General features: G+C 57.6%; 14 protein-coding genes. 8 read left to right on the forward strand and 6 right to left on the reverse strand.

What is annotated here, in order from left to right:
* Positions 1-31: 31 nt before the first annotated feature.
* Complete coding sequence (locus A8B84_RS12535) at positions 32-943, reverse strand: sucrase ferredoxin (protein ID WP_064229492.1); 912 nt, start codon at positions 941-943, stop codon at positions 32-34.
* Positions 940-1,818, reverse strand: coding sequence for an ABC transporter ATP-binding protein (locus A8B84_RS12540; RefSeq protein ID WP_064229493.1), 879 nt, complete (start codon positions 1,816-1,818; stop codon positions 940-942). The genes A8B84_RS12535 and A8B84_RS12540 overlap by 4 nt, the downstream gene beginning before the upstream one ends.
* A 73-nt stretch (positions 1,819-1,891) precedes the next feature.
* On the opposite strand from A8B84_RS12540, the gene A8B84_RS12545 reads away from it, so the two are divergent.
* From A8B84_RS12545 to A8B84_RS12555, 3 genes are read left to right on the forward strand one after another with little or no spacing between them, the layout of a single operon-like run.
* Entirely contained in the window at positions 1,892-2,866 is a 975-nt protein-coding gene (locus A8B84_RS12545) for an ABC transporter substrate-binding protein (RefSeq protein ID WP_227512814.1), read from the forward strand.
* Positions 2,860-3,864 (forward strand): FecCD family ABC transporter permease, encoded by a 1,005-nt coding sequence (locus tag A8B84_RS12550; protein WP_064229495.1) that lies wholly within the window; start codon positions 2,860-2,862, stop codon positions 3,862-3,864. The genes A8B84_RS12545 and A8B84_RS12550 overlap by 7 nt, the downstream gene beginning before the upstream one ends.
* Positions 3,861-4,907, forward strand: a complete 1,047-nt coding sequence (locus tag A8B84_RS12555; protein ID WP_064229496.1) for a FecCD family ABC transporter permease — start codon at positions 3,861-3,863, stop codon at positions 4,905-4,907. The genes A8B84_RS12550 and A8B84_RS12555 overlap by 4 nt, the downstream gene beginning before the upstream one ends.
* A gap of 61 nt (positions 4,908-4,968) precedes the next feature.
* On the opposite strand, the gene A8B84_RS12560 is transcribed toward A8B84_RS12555, so the two are convergent.
* Positions 4,969-7,092, reverse strand: a complete 2,124-nt coding sequence (locus A8B84_RS12560) for a TonB-dependent receptor (RefSeq protein ID WP_064229497.1) — start codon at positions 7,090-7,092, stop codon at positions 4,969-4,971.
* A gap of 189 nt (positions 7,093-7,281) precedes the next feature.
* On the opposite strand from A8B84_RS12560, the gene A8B84_RS12565 reads away from it, so the two are divergent.
* From A8B84_RS12565 to A8B84_RS12585, 5 genes are all read left to right on the forward strand, one after another.
* On the forward strand, positions 7,282-7,752 hold the full coding sequence (locus A8B84_RS12565) for a hypothetical protein (RefSeq protein ID WP_064229498.1): 471 nt from the start codon (positions 7,282-7,284) through the stop codon (positions 7,750-7,752).
* Positions 7,753-7,816: 64 nt separating this feature from the next.
* Complete coding sequence (locus A8B84_RS12570) at positions 7,817-8,767, forward strand: helix-turn-helix transcriptional regulator (RefSeq protein WP_082905156.1); 951 nt, start codon at positions 7,817-7,819, stop codon at positions 8,765-8,767.
* Positions 8,768-8,873: 106 nt separating this feature from the next.
* Positions 8,874-11,027, forward strand: a complete 2,154-nt coding sequence (locus A8B84_RS12575; RefSeq protein WP_064229500.1) for a TonB-dependent siderophore receptor — start codon at positions 8,874-8,876, stop codon at positions 11,025-11,027.
* A 405-nt stretch (positions 11,028-11,432) separates the two neighbouring features.
* Positions 11,433-12,938, forward strand: a complete 1,506-nt coding sequence (nhaB, locus tag A8B84_RS12580) for a sodium/proton antiporter NhaB (protein WP_064229501.1) — start codon at positions 11,433-11,435, stop codon at positions 12,936-12,938.
* A 90-nt stretch (positions 12,939-13,028) separates the two neighbouring features.
* Positions 13,029-13,865 carry a substrate-binding periplasmic protein gene (locus A8B84_RS12585; RefSeq protein ID WP_064229502.1) on the forward strand — a complete coding sequence of 279 codons (837 nt, stop codon included), beginning with the start codon at positions 13,029-13,031 and terminating at the stop codon, positions 13,863-13,865.
* Between the two features lie 27 nt (positions 13,866-13,892).
* Here A8B84_RS12585 and A8B84_RS12590 read toward each other — a convergent pair whose 3' ends face one another.
* The 3 genes from A8B84_RS12590 to A8B84_RS12600 form a co-directional block, all read right to left on the reverse strand.
* Entirely contained in the window at positions 13,893-14,573 is a 681-nt protein-coding gene (locus tag A8B84_RS12590) for a DUF3047 domain-containing protein (RefSeq protein WP_082905180.1), read from the reverse strand.
* A gap of 108 nt (positions 14,574-14,681) precedes the next feature.
* Positions 14,682-15,587: a DNA-binding response regulator gene (locus tag A8B84_RS12595; protein ID WP_064229504.1), complete on the reverse strand. Its 906-nt coding sequence runs from the start codon at positions 15,585-15,587 to the stop codon at positions 14,682-14,684.
* A complete protein-coding gene (locus A8B84_RS12600; protein WP_064229505.1) occupies positions 15,574-18,957 on the reverse strand; it encodes an ATP-binding protein in 3,384 nt (1,127 codons plus the stop codon). Before A8B84_RS12600 ends, A8B84_RS12595 begins: the two co-directional genes overlap by 14 nt.
* Positions 18,958-19,185: the final 228 nt, after the last annotated feature.

The raw sequence follows: 19,185 nt of genomic DNA on the forward strand, positions 1-19,185 counted from the left end.
GGTAAGGGACAATAGGCCGGTTTGTCCAACGCTAATGCGGGATAAGCCGGCTTACGAACCAGCATTCCGAAGCGGATGGGCCCTCGTCGAGGTCAGCGCAGGTATCTACCCGGCTGATCTCGAAGGACTCACACCTGGCATCCAGACGCCCCGTGACCTCTTGCCCGGCGTGCCACGATACCGGTACAGCGACGGCGCCATCCTTCTGAGGCACTGCATCATCGATTTCAAGATCGGCGCTTAATCCCTGTACTTCTAGCCACTCCAGCACCGCAATTTCGGCGCATTGCTGGGGCGGTGTCAGCCTGCTAGAGCCCCGATAGCACGGCAGATAGGGCCGGCCAGCTGTTTCGTGAGCGATCAGAGGGGCCACATCCGGGTCTGAAATCCGGCCGTATTTCCGAAGCGCTGGAAATACGATCACGCTCGCAGCCAACCGGCACCCGCCCAGATGCGAACTCTCCCAGACCTCGAACTGTCCCTGCTGTTTTTGTGATTCTCTGGCCAGCGCCTGGTAGGTGCGGTATCCGAACTTGGCACAGCACTTGTCTTTCTTTCCGTGAGTGCAGCACAGAATCAGGTTTCGGGTGAGGGATTCCGGTGACCAGTGGCTCAAGGGCTGACGGTTTGCCACTGCGTCCAGCAACGCCGGAAGGGACTCGCGCTCTACATCCAGCCAGAGATTCTCGGGGAACAGATACAACCGATGGCGGTCTTCTGGCCAATGCCTGCGATGGATAAGGTTGACCCGTCGTCCCCCGGCCACGAGGGTTTCAATCCGGTCTACCAGGGCGGGCTCCATGTCATTGGCGATCCGAAGGCTTTTAGACCAGGCTCGGCGAGGCCAACTGATAAGCAGGTTGCATTGCGGATGGGCGCCGGTCCCGGGCAGAGGATCGCCCACGTCCAGGCTCTCCATGGCACAAAATCGCTGCCTGGTCATAGGGTAAGTGTGGCCCCGGTCGGTCGCCCGGCATACCCGGAGGCTTGCTGACCCTGGCCTTTGACAGGTACACAGAATGGCCTCCCGTTTGCTGGGTCGACCAAAACCTGGGCCCGCAATCCAAACACATCTGCCAGTGCCGGCTCGTTGAACACATCCACAGGCGCGCCCCGGTATCGAATCCGGCCTGCACGCATCAGAACCAGTTCATCGGCGTAGGCGGCTGCAAGATTCAGATCGTGGAGAACCACGAGTAGGGTTCGGCCATGTTGGTGGCACAGCGATTCCAGCAGCTCCATCAGATCCACCTGGACTTTCAGATCGAGGAAGGTAGTTGGTTCGTCCAGGAGCAACCACTGGGTTTCCTGAGCCAATACCATGGCGATCCAGCAACGCTGACGTTGCCCCCCGCTAAGAGAATCAACCGGGCGATCTGCGAACTGGCTGACATCGGCGGCCTCCATGGCCCTGGTAACCGCTGACTCGTCGCGCCGGGACCATTGCCGGACCAACGTTTGGTAAGGAAATCGCCCAAGCCCCACCAGCTCGCGGACGCTCAGGCCATCGGGCGCATTGGGGCTTTGTGGAAGAACGCCCAGCCGACGGGCCACGGCACGGGTTGGCTGCCGATGGATATCCTGGCCGTCGAGCAGAACCCGGCCGGTACGGGGCGAAAGCGTCCGGGCCAATGTTTTCAGTAGTGTTGATTTACCACAGCCATTGGGGCCCAGCAGGACGGTGAGCTTTCCCGGTTCAAGATGAAAATCAACGTCATCAAGGATAACGGTCTCTCCGTAGCCCACCGACAGGCGCTCACCCTTGAGGGGGCCATGGTCGGTGTTACAGGTTAGAGAATGCTGTGTCTGATCAGTCATGGGATAGTCGCGTTGAATCTGACGCAGATGATAGTATTACGCATTCTCATTAGCAAACCACAAGCAGCCAATTATGATCCACCCAACCCGTCCGCCCGGGCAGACGAGCCCGATGGCTCTGTTGTTTGTCTTGGGAATTACTTTTCTTGGTTTCATGCCGGCCGGTGTGGCAGGTATCGTAACCGTTGATCACGCCCTTGGGGTTGCGACATTAGAAACCCAGCCTGAGCGTGTAGTTTCGCTATACCAGGGAGCGACCGATACGGCTGTCGCCCTGGGCATTAAACCGGTGGGTATGGTGGAGTCCTGGACCGAAAAACCCATGTATCAGTACCTGCGAGCCTACCTGTCCGACGTTCGGATGCTTGGTCTTGAAACCCAGCCTGACCTGGAAGGGATTGCCTTGCTGGATCCCGATCTGATCGTTGCTGCCCGCAATCGTCATCTGGCGATCTTTCCGTTACTCGATCAGATCGCCCCGACGGTAGTGATCGACGATGTCTATGAGTTCAAGCCCCTGCTATCGTTGATGGCCAAGGCCACTGGCAAAAAGGAACAGGGGCTTTGTCTACTGGAGCACTGGCAGGCCCGAACCCTCGATTTCCAGTCGCGGATCCGGAAAAAACTGGGTTCTGCCTGGCCCACCGAGGTAGCCATTCTGAGTTTTCGTGCCGACCATGCAAGAATCTACTATGGCGGTTTTGCCCGAAGTGTCCTGGAAGAACTGGGGTTCCTGGCCCCAGCGCCCCATCGTCAGAAAGGCTGGGGTATTAAGCTGACCAGTGAAGAGAGCATTCCTGCTATGGATGCCGAAACAATCTTCCTGTTCATGGAGGATGATCCGGCCGTTCAGCGTACCTATCGGCGCTGGTCTGCACACCCCTTGTGGCAGAATCTCAAGGCTGTCCAGGCGGGTGAGGTTTATCCGGTGGACCCGATAACCTGGAACATGGGGGCCGGAATATTGGCGGCCAATCTGATGCTGGATGACCTCTACCGCCATTACCGACTACGAGATCCTTTGCCAGAGGTATTGGACGCATGCTGACGACCACGGCCACCCGGGCCGCGGGCCTGCTCACCGGAATTGCTTTGGCCGGTGCAGCTCTGGTTGCCAGCCTGATGTTTGGGCACATCCCGGTCTCCTTCGAAGCTCTCTACGGCAGTGTTGTGGCGTACAACCCCGGCGACCTGGAGCAGCTTGTCATACGCTCTGAACGCCTGCCCCGAACACTCATCGCCCTGGCAGTAGGGGCCGGACTCGCGGTCGCGGGTGTGCTGATGCAGGCACTGACCCGAAATCCGCTGGCGTCGCCGGGTATTCTGGGCATCAATGCCGGCGCTCTTTTCCTGGTCGTTGTCGGGGCGAGCTTGTTTAGCCTGACGGCGCCCACCCAACTGATCTGGCTGGCCTTCGCCGGGTCCGGCCTTGCGGCGATGCTGGTGTATTTCCTCGGTCATGAACCCGGCCGGGGGATTTCGCCGATCCGGACGGTGTTGGCCGGTGTCGCCTTGACGGCCCTGTTTGTGTCGTTTTCCCAAGGCCTGCTGATTCTCAATCAGGAACGGTTCGAAAGCATGCTGTTCTGGATAGCCGGGTCGGTTTCCGGCCGCAATCTAGAGGCGGTGGCCCCCTTATTGCCCCTCATAGCGGGGGGGCTGGTATTCAGTTTGTTGCTGGGCCGTCAGCTCAATCTGCTCGGTCTTGATGACGAGGTTACCCAGGGGCTGGGCCTGAACGTCGCACAGATCCGTTTGCTTATCGGCCTGATGGTGATCGTGCTGGCCGGAACTTCAGTGGCCATTGCCGGTATGATCGGCTTTGTGGGGCTGATCGTGCCCCATATTACCCGGGGGTTGCTTGGTACTGATCACCGCTGGCTTATCCCGGGTGCCGCCGTGATCGGCGGAGCGTTGTTGATGGGATCTGACACCCTCGCCCGGCTGTTGATTCCACCAAGGGAGGTGCCCATTGGTGTCGTGACGGCCCTGATTGGGACGCCTCTGTTCCTGCACCTTGCTCGTCGCGTTGGGCAGAAATCATGAGTAAAACACTGGTTGTACGTGGGGCAGCAGATCAATGGTCGGTGCGGATACAACCGGCGGTCCTCAGGATTTGTCTGGCCCTGGCTGCCCTGCTTTGCCTGAGTGCTCTGGTTTCGCTGTCCCTGGGCAGTTACCCGACCACCATGCCTCAGATATTCCAGGCCTTGTCGGGTGCGGAGAATCTGCACGGGATCAGACTCATTCTGCTGGAAATACGTCTGCCCAGGATCCTGATGGCCATCCTGGCCGGCGGCGCTCTGGGGCTTGCCGGGTTGTTGCTGCAGGGCCTTGTCCAGAATCCGCTGGCGTCACCGGATGTGGTCGGGATTACCAGCGGCGCATCGGCTGCGGCGGTGTTCACTCTGTGGGTAACCGACAGCGCCGGGGGCACGCCACTGCTGGTACCTGCCGCCATCGCCGGGGCGTTAGCTGTGACGGTTTTACTGGTGATGCTGTCGTGGCGCGGAGGTGTCAGCCCCACCAGGTTGGTATTGATTGGTGTTGGGCTGGCAGCCGGCCTTTCTGCGGTCACTACCCTGATTCTGGTAGTCAGCCCTGATGCCACTGCCATGTCCGCCTATATCTGGCTGACCGGAAGCCTGTATGCCGCTCGGTGGAGTGATATTTTCGGGCTGGCACCGGTGGTAATAGGCGGCCTCGCTGTGGCCATTGCCGTGGCCCGCGACCTGGATCTTCATGCCCTGGGTAGCGATCTGGCCCTGGCCCTTGGCAGCAATCTCAATCGCCAGCGTCTTGTGCATCTGTTGCTGGCGGTTGTACTGGCCGGCGGCGCAGTGGCCTATGCCGGCGCTCTGGGTTTTATCGGATTGCTGGCTCCACATATGGCACGTCGGATTATCCGCACCGGGCATATGGGCCTTACCCTCATCAGTCCGATGCTCGGAGGCCTGATACTGGTCTGGGCGGACCTTGCCGGCCGGGTTTTGTTTATACCCAGGGATCTGCCGGCAGGCTTGTTCGTGGCTGGTGTCGGGGCGCCGTTTTTCGTTTATCTACTATACCGCCTGAGGCGCAAGTCCTGAACGGTCAGGTGCCGGCACAAAAAAGCCGGGGAACGCCCCGGCAAGGAGACCACAACGAGGGTCAGAAATCGTGCTGATAACCGAGCGTGATGGTTCGGCCACGGCCCCGGAAGTAGTAGTCGTCGCTGGCTCGGGCCGCCTGGGAGTAATAGGTGATGTAGGTTTCGTCCAGCAGGTTTTCGATACCCAGGGAGATTTTGCCCGCGCTGGTCTGATAGGCGAGTGAGGCGTCGAACAGGCCGTAACCGTCAAAATCCAGTGTGTCGCCTTCCACATCCCGGTCCAGGAAGTGGCTGTACTGGAGATGGCTGGACAGGGCCTGAGTCCACCCGGCCGACCAGGTGGCACGGAACGTTTCGGGCGGAACGTTAATGCCCGTCAGCTCCCGATCAACCTGTCCATCACCGTCCGTGTCCGATTTACCTTTCACGTAACTGTACGAGAACCCAAGCTGATGACGAGGATGAATGTCTGCCTCTGCGGTGACTTCCCACCCTTCTATCTCGGTTTTCTCGCGGCTGCCGACCCAGACGCCGTTACGCTCGGTCAGGCGCTCGCCGAAATCCGAATTGGACTGATAGTAGCTCACCTCCAGCCGATAGGCTTCCCAGTCCATGCGAGTGCCGATTTCACGGTTATCTGTCACGATGGGCTGTAACTGCAGGAGGCTGTCAACGTCCTGATTGGGCGTGCTGATACCACGAAGAACCCGGCCAACATCCGGCATCCCGAAACCTTCCGAGTAGTTCCCGTAAACCTGTGCCCAGTCGTTCACCTGAAACACCACGCCAGCGTTGTACAGCGTCTCATTGAAGTCCGGGTTGCCACCGTCGACAACCACGTTGTCCTGGGTCACATTGCTGCGATCAATGGTGGTGTAGGTATCCACCTTGAGTTTGGCTCTTTCGTGGCGGGCGCCGCCATGGACTGACAGGCGGTCTGTAACGCTCAGATTGGCCTGCAGGAATGCCGCGAGGTTCCGGAAGCGGGATTCGGGCACGTAGGTCCGATCCGTTTCGACCAGAACCTGGGTGGTTTCATCCTGCAGCAGATCCAGGCCGGTGGTCAGCGTCAGGTGATCATCGAACAGGCCCTCGCGAGTCAGGGTGAACTTACCCCCTAATTTGTCGGATTCGTTTCGGGTCTGGTCAAACTGGGTATCGCCACTGCCGTCCAGGTAGGGGAAAAAAGGCGTGGTCGCAAATTGCGCGCGGAAAGACTGACGATATAGCTGGGTATCAACGCGGTTGCCCATCCAGTCGTCGTGAGTATAGGAAAGACGCGCTGTTGTTACTTCGTTGTATTCCGGCTCGCCATCCGGGTTGCCAGGCCGGGCTGTTGTTGGGACACCGTTGGCCCGATCACCCGGTACCGGTTCGTAATCGCCATTGCCTTCGAGCCTGAACCGATTGACGAAGAATTCAATATTCTGATCGTCGTCCAGCCAGTAGCCGATCTTGCCCAGAACGTCATGGCTGTCGGAATTCTGTATCTCACCGGGGTAGGCGATCCCGACGATGTCGTCTTTGCCATCGTAGAACACACCGCGTTGTTGGTAAGTGGCGCCACCCAGGTACTCCCAGTTACCGGATTGGCCACTCACACGGTAGTTCAGCTTGTAGCCCTGGCCGTCTGAATCAACGTCGTCGTCCGAGGTCGCGCTAGCGGAAACCGACTGATTCACCTGGCCACTCGCGGGCTTTCTCGTGACAAAGTTAATAATGCCCCCGGTGGCGCCCAGGCCATGTTCAGCACTGGCACCGTGGATAACCTCAATACGCTCAACCATCGACAGATCGATTGTATAGCTGTCGCGGGCGCTATCGCGCAGCGGGTTACTCTGCGGCACCCCGTCAATCAGAAACAGGGGCGACCGGCCACGAAAAGTTTCACCGGCATTGGACAGTTTTTGACGACTTGGCGAGTAGGAGGGGATCAGGTTGGCCAGAACCTGTCCCGGGTCATTGCTAATGGCAAGTTGCTGCTCGATTTGTTCCCTGGAAATGATGGTGGTCTTTTGCGGCATCTGGTCCGCGGTGGTCCGGTTACGTGTTGCGGTGACCACCAGTTCATTCAGGTTTGCGGTGGGTACGGCAGGCGTGGTTTGCGTCTGACCCGGGCTGACTGCTGGAAGTGTGGCCAGCCCGGCCAGAACCACAGTGCGGGCGGAAAAGGTTTTAGGCATGAAGGTTAACTCGTTTTTGATGTATTTGAAGCCGCAGGCAGCAGATGTTGGGCTCCCAGAAAACGCAAACGATAATAATTACGATTAATAAATGCAAATTATGAAACTTGCGGGCTACACACAATGTTTCTCTTGATTCCGATAATAATGATAACTATTATCATTCAAGGAACGAGCGAGGAGAGCCCCATGGAATTTCTATGCCCCAATCACCGTCAGCAATTCGCCGAGCTTCCGCTGGAAGAACGCAAAGACCTCTGGCTTTTCTGGATGGAGAATGCCCAGGCCTGCAGTGAGCAGGGGCAGTGGCGGGACGTTATTTCCCTGTCAGGCAGCGCCTTTGACCTGGCCTGCCTTCACGGCCCCAGAGAAGAATCCTGCATGCACATCGAGCTGACCCTCTCAGCCATTCTGGTATCCCGGGCGCTGTCCGACCGCGGCGACCGGGCCGGTATGGACGCAGTAATCCTTCGGGCACTGGATTGTTTGCAGCAACCCGACTATCACGCCTCCATCGAGGGATGTTGCAACGTCCACGAATGCGTCGCCGTGCTTATCGACCCTTCGCGGCACGCAGACTTCTTTGCTGACTACCTGAACTGGCCCTCTTTGCCATTTGTTCCACGCAAACGGGTAACCATGGTGAGGACGCTTCACTGATCTCATAATTGGAGAATAGAGGCATAGCCTGCAGACCAGGTTGACGAGGCGCGGAGAGGGTAGGTTGCACACATTCAGTCGGGCAGATTTCGAACGTTTCGGGCAGCTTTACGACATTGAATTTCGGTTCCCGGTGATAGCGGGCGACACCAGCACCGATGACCGGATTGTTGCCCGCGGGGAGATTACCGAGCACAGCCTCGCATCGGGTTTTCGCTTTACCTTTTCCTCACTTGAAGTGCTGGAGGGCTACGAATCGGTTTCCTGTGGTCACGCACCATTGCTGGTGCTGGTAGTCCTTGATGGCATCGTTGAGCTTACCCTCGGCTCTGTCGAACACGCACTGACGCCGGGTACCGCTGTCAGCATGCAGCTGCATCCGGACTACCCATTGCAGGCCCACCAGCCAGAGCACCAGCATCTGGAAATTGTTGCGCTTGCGTTCGATCCCCGGGGCGCAACCCTGGGGCATGTCTCACCCAGCTTACATGGCCTGACCACGCTCCCTCGGGTTCCCCTGCGTAAATGGAATGTGCCTCCCGCGCTCAAGGAGCTGTTACAGACCTACGCGGGCCTTACCATGACGGGCGCTCAGAAGAACCTGGTTTTGGAGGGCCTGGCACTGCAGCTTGCCGGACTGGGTCTGGTAGGCGAAGAGCATGAATCGCCGGATGTTCCGGTGGTTCCGGTCCAGCAACGTCAGCGCCTTGAGCTGGTAAGGCAGCACCTCGAGTTCACTCCGGATCATCATCACACCCTGAAGGACCTTGCCCAAATGGCGGCTATGAGCCCAAGCGGCCTGCGAGCTAAGTTTCGGGCGATGTATGGCGTTCCGGTCTTCGACTATCTGAGAAAATGCCGGCTTCGCTTGGCAAAACACTATCTGGAGCAAGGCTTCAGTGTTGAGCAGAGCGCGAACAAGGTGGGGTACACACACGCGACCAATTTTTCGACGGCGTATCGCCGGGAATTCGGGTTTTCTCCCCGACAACGCAACGTTGACCAGAAAAATTAGCACTCCGCATAGATTTTTTGTTTTCTTGAATACCAAACATCGGATCTAAACGACAATAATTCGCATTACAGTTTATTTTGTAAAGCGCGTTGTTTGGAGCTGATTAATGAATTCGTCCCGTGATAACCGCCAGTCCTTTCTCCCGTCAGGCCTCGCGTTGGCCATAGCCGGGGTTCTGGCAAGCCCGATGTTGTACGCGCAGGAAGCGAACGTTACCGAGCTGGATGCAATTGAGGTATCTGCAGATGGCGCCGAACCGAGCGGCACTGCACCGAGTGATGGTTATACCGCAGAGGCTACCGTCACTGGCACGAAAACAACCACCAGCGTGGTTGAAACACCCCAGTCCATTTCGACGGTCACAGCGGATCAGATCCAGGATCAGAACGCGGCCAACCTGGGCGAAGTTCTGCGCTATACAGCCGGTGCCCGTGGTGAGACTTTCGGTTTTGAACCGCGCACCACCTTTCTGAGAATACGTGGCTTCGATGTGGCCACCAGTGGCTTGTTTCGTGACAACCTGAAACTGGCGAATCCCGGCTTTGCGGCCGGTTACAGCCTGGAGCCCTATGGTGCCGAGCGCATTGATGTGCTGAAGGGACCCTCGTCCGTGCTCTACGGACAGGCGGGCCCGGGCGGGTTGGTGAACTATGTGTCCAAGCGACCTACATTCGACACTCGTCGAGAAGTGCGCGTTGAGGCGGGCACCAACGATCTGGTTCAGGGCCAGTTTGATATCAGTGGGGCGGTGAATGACAGTGATACCCTTGCGGTTCGCCTGGTGGGCCTGGTTCGCGACAGCGAAACTCAGGTGGATTTTGTCAATGACGACCGAAAGTACCTCGCCCCCAGCCTGACCTGGCAACCCACGGACGCCACCCGACTGACGGTACTGGCGCACTGGCAGTATGACGACACCCAGCCCTCCCAGCGCTACCCGTTGCAGGGGACTCTTGAGCCAAACCCGAATGGTCCGATTCCTGACAACCGGTTTACCGGCGAGCCGGGGTACGACGCTTACGAGCGTCGCGAGAGCGCCTTTGGATACGAGTTTGAACACCACATCAATGACCAGGTGGTGCTGCGTCAGAATGTCCGGGACTACCGCAACGATGTCGACGACCAGACCATCTACACCACCGGCTTGCTGGCGGATCAGAGAACCATTACCCGGTCACGCTTTGACAGTTTCGGTCGCATTGACGGCCTGGTCATGGATAACCAGCTGCAGTTGACCGCTCAGACGGGGGCGGCCGAACACACGGTATTGGTCGGCCTGGATCATCAGGATATTGACGTGTCATCCCGGCAGTTCTTCGGGCCCGCCAGTAACCTGGACATCTATGATCCCGTCTATGGCGCGCCTATCCCTGATGCCCCTTTGTTTAAAGACGAGAACGGCCAACTCAAGCAGACCGGCGTTTACCTGCAGGATCAGATCCGGGTAGACCGTTGGACGGTTTCCCTTGGCGGCCGGTATGACGTGGCCCGTTCCGAGACACTCAATAATCTCACCGGCGCCACAGCTAGCCGGGAAGACGAAGCCTTCACCGGGCGTGCCGGTGTCAGTTACCAGCTCGCGAATGGCCTTGCACCCTATGTGAGCTACATGGAGTCGTTTCTCCCCACTACAGGTACCGATGCGGCAGGCAATCCGTTCGAGCCGGAAACCGCACATCAGTACGAGGTGGGCGTGAAGTACCAGCCCAACACGGACACGTTGGTCACACTGGCCTGGTTCGACCTGACCCGGGAAGACTACCTGACCACCAACCCCACCAGTTTTGCCAGTGAGCAGAAGGGCGAGGCCAACTCGCGGGGCCTTGAGATGGAAGCCCGCACGCGTGTGTTCCAGGCGCTGGATGTGGTTGCCAGCTATACCTACACCGATGCCGAGATCACCAAAGCCAGCAACCCGGTGGAAGAGGGCGAGCCGCTGGAATACACACCCGAACATGAAGCGGCGCTATGGGGCAAATATAACTTCCGGGGCGGTATGCTGCATGGCCTGGGTCTGGGCGCCGGTGTGCGTTACATCGGCGAGAGTTTTGGCGCGGCATTCAACGCGGATAATTCTGCCCTGGAAGTACCGGATGTAACCCTGGTGGATGCCGCTGTTACCTACGACATTGGCCAGGTGTCGCTGGGCCTGCATGCACAGAACCTGCTGGATGAGAAATACGTGGCAACGGCCTTCGACAGCTCGGGCACCTACGGCACCCGCCGTGAAATCACAGGTTCGGTTATTTACCGGTTCTGAGTACATTGCTCTCCCGGCGCACGGACGCGCCGGTTCCCAAAATTCTCTAAGAACCTATCCTGAAAGCAGTTCCCCCGCCAGAAACTGTCCTTCACCGTTGAGATTCACATCCAGGTCAGTTCTATCCAGTGCCTGTTCGTGGTCTTGAGGGGGGCTTTTTTTCATAAAACCACCGCATTGAGCCAGAAATCGGTTAAAATGCGGTCGCTTGCACCGTTTGAATTAAGTAATATTACTAAAAAATTCCGGCGTGGCTGGGCTTACCTTCCTCTCTTGTTGTTATTACGACCAAATAAGGTCTGAAACTCGTACCTTTGGACCATACCCCGGTACGCAAATATCAAGGAAGATTCGGGCCTTCTGCCACACAATACCAATAACCCGTTTTCTCAGAAGATTTCTGTAATGCCCACTACCGTTATTTCCGGCTTTACCCACAATTTCCTTGGCAAAGCGCCCGTCTGGTACAAGCAGGTAATTCTGCTGTTTCTGGTCGCCAACCCGATTGTCATGTGGACGCTCGGTCCGGGAACGGCCGGCTGGCTTCTGATTGCCGAGTTTATTTTTACCCTGGCCATGGCCCTGAAGTGTTACCCGCTTCTGCCGGGTGGCCTGCTGGCGGTGGAGGCGCTGCTGATCGGCCTGACCACGCCGGATGCGGTCTATCTGGAAGTGCTCACCAACTTCCCCGTTATCCTGTTGTTGATGTTCATGGTGGCCGGTATCTACTTCATGAAGGAACTGCTGCTGGTGACCTTCACCCAGATTCTGGTGGGTGTGCGTTCCAAGTCGGCTTTGTCTCTTCTGTTCTGCTGCGCGGCAGCGATTCTTTCGGCCTTCCTGGATGCCCTGACTGTTACCGCGGTGATCATCAGCGTCGCGGTGGGTTTCTACTCGGTTTACCACAAGGTTGCCTCCGGTAAGGGCTATCAGCACAAGGATCATAACGCCGGTAGCGATGACGAGGTGATCGAGCTGCACCGGGAAGACCTGGAGAACTTCCGTGCCTTTTTGCGCAGCCTATTAATGCACGGTGCTATCGGTACCGCTCTCGGCGGGGTAGCCACCATGGTGGGCGAGCCGCAGAACCTGCTGATTGCCAAGGTGGTGGGTTGGGATTTTGCCGGCTTCTTCCTGCATATGGCGCCGGTGAGCGTGCCGGTGCTGGCGGCCGGGTTGTTTACCTGCTGGGCTCTGGAAAAGTTGCGCTGGTTCGGCTACGGCGGGCGCCTGCCCAAACCCGTGCGCCGGGTGCTGGAAGAGTTTGCAGAGAACGAGCGGGCGAAGCGAACCAAGGCTGATCAGGCCGCACTCTGGGTGCAGGCTTTTGCGGCTGCAATTCTGGTGGTGGGCCTGGCTTTTCACCTGGCTGAGGTCGGCTTGATTGGCCTGTTGGTGATCATCCTGATTACCTCATTTACCGGTGTCACCGATGAGCACCAGATTGGTAAAGCGTTCCAGGAATCCTTGCCGTTTACCTCCCTGCTGGTGGTGTTTTTCGCGGTGGTTGCCGTGATCCACGAACAGCACCTGTTCAAGCCGATCATTGACTACGTTCTGTCGCTTCCCGAAGCCCGTCAGCCGGGCATGTTCTTTATCGCCAACGGCGTGCTCTCGATGATCAGCGATAACGTGTTCGTGGCCACCGTGTATATCAGTGAGGTGAAACAGGCTCTGGATGCGGGTGCTATCAGCTATGACCATTTCCAGAAGCTGGCGGTTGCCATCAACACCGGCACCAATCTTCCCAGTGTGGCGACCCCGAATGGCCAGGCGGCTTTCCTGTTCCTGCTGACGTCTGCCATCGCGCCACTGGTTCGACTGTCATACGGCAAGATGGTGATTATGGCGTTTCCCTATATGTTGGTAATGGGGGGGGTAGGTCTGTACATGGTTATTAACCATATTTGACATTCTGTTCGGATTTTTGCGGGCAGTGTCAGTGCAGATTTGCCCGGGTCTGTTAATCTTTGCCTAAACAGACCTCACTAAACGGATTCCATGCACAGTTGCCAACGCCCTTGTTTTGTCTCTGCACTGACGAGCCGGCAGTCGCTGACTAACCGGTTCGTCATCTTTCTGATGCTCACCCTTGCGGCCATGGCGGCATCAGCCCAGGAAGGAGCGAATAAAAAAACATTGCGTGTGGCCTACCTGGAGTTTCCGCCGGTTACCTACCAGGCTGCCGATGGAACAGCGGCTGGCAGCTTCATCGAGCTGACCCGGAAAGTTGCCGCTGAGGCTGGCTATGAGCCTGAGTTTCTCTATTTACCGGTCAGTAGGGTCTATCTTTATCTGAGCAATGGCGCGATTGATGTCTGGCCCGGCGTTACTGAGGTCCCCAATCTACAGGGGAATGTTCTGGAAAGTTGGGTCAGCCCATCCCCGGTGCACCTGAGTGCCTGGTATCTTGATGGAAAACCGCCCTTGACCAACCTCGAGCAGTTGCGGGGCAAACGTGTGATTGTAATCGGCGGCTATACATACGCCGGCCTGCTTTCCTGGCTTGAAGCCGACAGTGAAATCCGGGTTACCGAATCGCCCAATCATCGTTCTGCGGTTGATATGCTGAAGCGTGGACGTGGTGATTACCTGCTGGATTATCGCCAACCGGTCCGGGAAATTCTTATCGAAGGGGCGGATCGCATGCTCCGGGAGTCGGAAGTCCGTACTCGCAACCTGGCCTGGGTTTTCTCGCTTGCCCATCCCCGGGCTGCTCTGTTGCGGGATGAATTCGACGATGCCTATCTGCGCCTTGTAGAGAAAGGTGAGGTGCCGCCGGTACGAGAAATTACCGAGGGCTATACGATCCCGGGTTATCCCGAACAGCTGCGCTGATCGGTTTTGCACACAGAGTACTGATGTTCAGGGGTTTAACCGGATATCCCCATACCAGGCGGTCGCTTTTTCCCCGGTGTTGTCCGAATCCGACATGATGGCAATACCCACCACCGGTGGCGGTTCCTCGCCAAACGCTTCCCGGTAGTCGGCCATGATATCCCGCTCCACCGTGACCCATTCGCCGACCTGTTCTGATCCGGAATTAATGGCAATCATCATGGTTTTCTCGGTGTAAGGGTTGGGCACAATCTCGCCCTTCGGGAGAGTATTGGCCCAGATGTAGTTGAGGGCATTGCCCGGCAGAGACTCACCGAATAACACCTCGACGGTCTTGCGTTTGGCGCGCTCGAAAAACCCTGCCTTCTCGGGCTGGAACTCGAATGCCACATAGATTCTCGCCGGATAATCGTCCCCGGACTTTTCCCGGGCATCGCCTTTTTCGAAGACATTCGAGACCTTCCACCGCCATTGCAGAATCAGCGAATCGGTTGGCTCCAGCCTGACCCGTGCGATCAGTCCTGACGCACCGCCGTCCGTGGTCGCCCGCACGACCTGCTGACCGTCTTCGGTTGTCAGTTCATAGCGGCTGAGCTGATCTATTTTGGGGAATTCCAGAGGCTCCCAGCCATCATTCAGGGACTGCATTTCCGAGAAAGGTGTGAGCGGGGATGGTGCCTGTGCCAACAAGAGCCCTGACAGGCCCATCAGAACCAGCACTGATAAAAATGTGGCAGTCTTTCTCATCGCGCTTCTCGCTTTCAGGTTTACAGTACCCCGATGGACAGACGCTATGAGCAAAAGTGCCCGAGGCCATTACTGGATTGCCAGCAAGCGGATTGCACTGGCTGCGGCCGCCGTCCGGTTCTCTACGCCCAGTTTCCGGAATACCTGCTCCAGGTGTTTGTTAACGGTTCGGGGACTCATATCCAGGATCTGGCCTATCTCCCGGTTGGTCTTACCGTTCGCGATCCAGAGTAACACGTCGGATTCTCTCAGTGTCAGCTCGAACCGTTGCCGCAAGGCTGCTGTTGCGCTGTTCTGGTTCTGTGGTGTTTTCAGCCGCAGCAGGTATTCTCTGTTATCCACAAGGGCAAGAAACTCTACCGTTCTGTCGATACCCATGATTTCGACTGGCATGCTGTGGCCCGGCTCGGGACGGTGGCCCAGCCATTGCTCCAATCTGGCACGTACCTCGGGAAATTCGGGATGCGCTGCGTCGGGCAGGTACTGGCAAACCTGTGGCGTGCCCCAGAGCAAATTCGCCTCGCGGTCCACCGCAAACAGGTTCTGACCGGCCGTATCCAGGGCGCTACGAGCACTGCGGGTCATGCGGGCGTTCGTCAGGTGTACATCCATTCTGGCCAGAAGTTCGGTGGTGTTAATCGGTTTGGTTACGTAATCCACCCCACCGGCGTTGAGCCCCATAACAACGTGCTCGGTATCGCTCAGACCGGTCATGAAGATGATGGGAATATCGGCGAACGCGGGGTTCTCTTTCAATCGACGACAGGTTTCGAAGCCGTCCATATGGGGCATCAAAGCGTCCATCAACACCACATCTGGGGTTATATTCTGGCTGATCGTAAGCGCCTGGTTTCCTTCCAGAGCAACGAGCACCGTCATACCTGCCTCTTCCATGGCATCGTTGATCATTCGAATGGAGTCGACTGCGTCATCTACGACCATCACGACAGTCTTCCGGTCATTATGAAGCTTCATGTTCGGCTACCTCGAGTAGTTCAAGAATTTTCTCAAACTGGAAATCGTTGGTGAGTCTGGTGAGCTCAATCGCAAAGGGTTCGGCCGCCTCGCCGCTGTGTTTCAGGTCATGCAATGCCTCAAGCAGGCCTTTCCGGTGTCCGATCCGGGCCAGAGTGGCCAGAGCCAGGCGATGCTCCATTTTGGGTAAAGGCAAAACGCCATGGTCGGGTGCTGGAATAGCCGCCATGGGATCCGGGCTCTTATCGAATCGCCAATTGAGATCCAGCACGCTGGCAATGGTGTCGAGCAACAGGTTCAGCCGAACCGGTTTGATGATGTAGCCATCGTGCAGACGCGGTGAGTCTGCGGCGTGGTGGCCTTCGTTAGCGTCGGCAGAGACCATCACGACAGGCATGGTGTGCTTGTGCTGTCGTAGCATTGCCAGGACTTCCCAGCCGCTTTGGCCCGGCATGGACACGTCGAGAAGCAGAAGGTCAGGGCGTTCGGCCTCAACGGTTGCCAAAACCTGCAGAGCATTGCCAAGATCGACGATTTCAAAGCCCAGGGGCGAGAGCATGGCCCGCATGACCTGGCGGTGGGACACATCGTCATCCACCAGCAGTACCTTTCGCCGCGAACCGTGGTAACCGTAGATGCGCTTGGCCGGCATTGATATCGAGCGGGGTGTCGAAGAATGCAGGCTTGATAGCATCAGACTGACCCGGAAGACACTACCTTGACCCGGTACGCTCTCCAGCGAGATATCGCCACCCATGATTTCCGTGAGCAGGCGGGTAATGGTCAGACCCAGGCCTGTGCCGGCCCGGCTTTGCCCCGGTGTCCGGATACGTTCGAAGGGTCGGAAGATGCGTTCCACATTCTCAGGGGCTATGCCTTCCCCGGTATCGCGTACGGTGAACTCGGCGACCTGACTGCGATAACGCAGGGTCAGGGAGACGCCGCCCCGATCCGTGTATTTAATGGCGTTGGAGAGAAGGTTGATCAGAATCTGGCGCAGCCGCTTCTCATCGGTGGTGACCATTTCCGGAAGCGGGTTGGGGCAGTGGTAATCGAAGGCCAGGCCTTTATCTTCCGCCTGCAGGCGGAACATGGTCACCAGTTGCTCCATCAGCAGCCCAATCCTGACCTGATCGCGGTGCAGGTCCAGCCGGCCGGCTTCAATTTTGGAAATATCCAGCAGCCCCTCAATCAGATCGGCGAGGTACTCACCGCTTCGGCGTATCACGCCGAGGGCTTCCTTGCGGTGGGAAGGGATGGTCTCGTCGTTTTCCATCAACTGGGCATAACCGAGGATGGCATTGAGTGGGGAACGGAGTTCGTGACTGATCCCGGTCAAGTAGCGACTTTTCGCCCAGTTGGCGGCCTCCGCCTGTTCTTTGGCCTGCTGAAGAGCCTGGTCGGTCCGTTCGTGGGCGACGATCTCTTCCATCAGGAGGCGGTTCTGGCGACGGGACTCTTCTTCAGCCACCACCCGGCTTTCGTGGGCGAGCACGAACAACCAGCAGATCACACCGGTCACGATCACCAGAATGAAGAACACCTTCCACAGGGTCACCGATAAAAGAATGCCTTCAGCGGGTGAAGCGACCGGCGTCTTGAAATAGATCAGGGACAGCAGCAGGCCGGAAAGGCCGTTGATGAGCACCAGCAGGCTCAGAAAATGCCCGAGCCTTGAGCGCAGACCGGCCAACACCGGTTTTGGCATCAGGCTTCCGAGAAACTGATTGAGCTGTTCCTGATATCCGGCCCCCGGTTTGCAGGCGTCTGCGCAACGGGCATCGAGCGAACAGCACAGTGAACAGATGGTGCCGTCGTACGCGGGACAATGGGTGAGATCTTCCGGTTCGAAGTGATGTTCACAAATCGTGCATTGCACGAGCTGATGGTCAGTAGCGATGGGGACGAATGGCCGTGCTGTGTAGAAACGGCCACCGGTTTTCCAGGCGATCAGAGGCGCCATGATCAGCGCGACTCCCATGGCGATAAAATGGGACAGAGCCTCCGGATAGACGCCCAGTATGCCGGTGTGGCAGATGATTCCTACTAAAGAGGCCGTCAGCATGGCACCAACTCCGACCGGGTTGATGTCGTACAGGTGGGCACGTTTGAACTCAATGTGTGCGGGACTGAGCCCCAGTGGTTTGTTGATCACCAGATCCGCCACCAGGGAACCAACCCAGGCAATGGCGACGATGCCGTAGAAACCCAGGGTTTCCTCCAGCGCCCGGTAAACACCCAGTTCCATCACCAGAAGGGCAATGGCGACGTTGAAGAACAGCCAGACAACTCGTCCGGGGTGGCTGTGGGTGAGTCGCGAGAAGAAGTTGGACCAGGCGATGGAGCCGGCATAGGCATTGGTAACGTTGATCTTGAGCTGGCAAAGAATGACGAAAATGCCCGCCATCGCCAGGGAGATCTCGGGTGAATGGGTAATGTAATTGAAGGCGATCAGATACATCTGGGTGGGATCAGCCGCCTCCGAGGCGGTAACGCCCTGTTTCAGGGCAAGAACCGCAAGAAAGGAGCCCGCCAGGATTTTTAACATGCCGATCACAATCCAGCCAGGTCCGCCTGCCATAACGGCGGCCCACCAACGTCGCTTTTCCCGGGCATTGCGGGGTTCTGGAATGAAGCGCAGGAAATCCACCTGCTCGCCGATCTGGGCAATCAATGAGAACACCACAGCCGCCGCAGCCCCGAACATAACGATGCTGAAGCCACCGGAATCAACCGGGTTAAGTCCCTCGAACTGTGTCCAGTCGCTGACGGAAGAGGCATCCGCGTAAACAATGAAAACAAAGGGCACCAGTTGGAGAAAGATGAAGGCTGGCTGGGTCCAGACCTGGAACCGGCTGATCGTGGTGATCCCGTGGATTACAAAGGGAATGATCACCACGGAGCAAATCAGGTAGCCCAGGACCAGTGGAATCCCGAACAGCATTTCCAGCGCCATGGCCATGATGGCGGCCTCGATGGCGAAAAAGATAAACGTGAACGAGGCGTAGATCAGCGAGGTGATGGTGGAGCCTATATAGCCAAAGCCGGCACCGCGAGTCAGCAGGTCAATGTCGACGCCGTAACGGGCCGCGTAGTAACTGATCGGGATGGCGGTGAGGAAAATCACCAGACTGACGGCCAGTATCGCGGCGACCGCATTGTCGAATCCGTAGTGGAGGGTAATGGAGCCGCCGATGGCTTCCAGTGCCAGAAAGGAGATGGCGCCCAGGGCTGTGTTGCTTACCCGGGCCGCGGACCAGCGCCGGGCACTCTTGGCGGTAAAGCGAAGCGCATAGTCTTCCAGGGTCTGGTTGGCTACCCACTGGTTGTAGCTGCGCCGAACCCGAAAAATATTCTGTCTTGCCGCCATGACTGCCTTGCCTTTGGTGTTTGAGTGCCCCGCGTTAGTGCAGCTTCAAGCTGAAATGCACAGGATGAGAAAGCCGGAACAATATCCGTGCCATAGACCGGTGCAGGGATGTTCTTCTTCTGCATGCCTGCGTTTTTAGCCTGTCCTGTTGGTTACAGGAATGCGTCAAATGACGTAGCGCGCTGGGGCGATTGCCGAATGGGCACCTGTACGGGTGCCGAGCAGAAT

The sequence above is a fragment of the Marinobacter sp. EhC06 genome, from assembly GCF_001650915.1.
Lineage (GTDB): Bacteria > Pseudomonadota > Gammaproteobacteria > Pseudomonadales > Oleiphilaceae > Marinobacter.

What these genes read in the sequence shown, in the direction of transcription:
- A8B84_RS12555 (WP_064229496.1), top strand. Translation starts at nt 3,861, where the DNA reads ATGAGTAAAACACTGGTTGTACGTGGGGCAGCAGATCAATGGTCGGTG.
- A8B84_RS12545 (WP_227512814.1), top strand. Translation starts at nt 1,892, where the DNA reads ATGATCCACCCAACCCGTCCGCCCGGGCAGACGAGCCCGATGGCTCTG.
- A8B84_RS12590 (WP_082905180.1), bottom strand. Translation starts at nt 14,573, where the DNA reads ATGGGCCTGTCAGGGCTCTTGTTGGCACAGGCACCATCCCCGCTCACA.
- nhaB (WP_064229501.1), top strand. Translation starts at nt 11,433, where the DNA reads ATGCCCACTACCGTTATTTCCGGCTTTACCCACAATTTCCTTGGCAAA.
- A8B84_RS12600 (WP_064229505.1), bottom strand. Translation starts at nt 18,957, where the DNA reads ATGGCGGCAAGACAGAATATTTTTCGGGTTCGGCGCAGCTACAACCAG.
- A8B84_RS12585 (WP_064229502.1), top strand. Translation starts at nt 13,029, where the DNA reads ATGCACAGTTGCCAACGCCCTTGTTTTGTCTCTGCACTGACGAGCCGG.
- A8B84_RS12575 (WP_064229500.1), top strand. Translation starts at nt 8,874, where the DNA reads ATGAATTCGTCCCGTGATAACCGCCAGTCCTTTCTCCCGTCAGGCCTC.
- A8B84_RS12540 (WP_064229493.1), bottom strand. Translation starts at nt 1,818, where the DNA reads ATGACTGATCAGACACAGCATTCTCTAACCTGTAACACCGACCATGGC.
- A8B84_RS12535 (WP_064229492.1), bottom strand. Translation starts at nt 943, where the DNA reads ATGACCAGGCAGCGATTTTGTGCCATGGAGAGCCTGGACGTGGGCGAT.
- A8B84_RS12565 (WP_064229498.1), top strand. Translation starts at nt 7,282, where the DNA reads ATGGAATTTCTATGCCCCAATCACCGTCAGCAATTCGCCGAGCTTCCG.
- A8B84_RS12560 (WP_064229497.1), bottom strand. Translation starts at nt 7,092, where the DNA reads ATGCCTAAAACCTTTTCCGCCCGCACTGTGGTTCTGGCCGGGCTGGCC.
- A8B84_RS12595 (WP_064229504.1), bottom strand. Translation starts at nt 15,587, where the DNA reads ATGAAGCTTCATAATGACCGGAAGACTGTCGTGATGGTCGTAGATGAC.
- A8B84_RS12550 (WP_064229495.1), top strand. Translation starts at nt 2,860, where the DNA reads ATGCTGACGACCACGGCCACCCGGGCCGCGGGCCTGCTCACCGGAATT.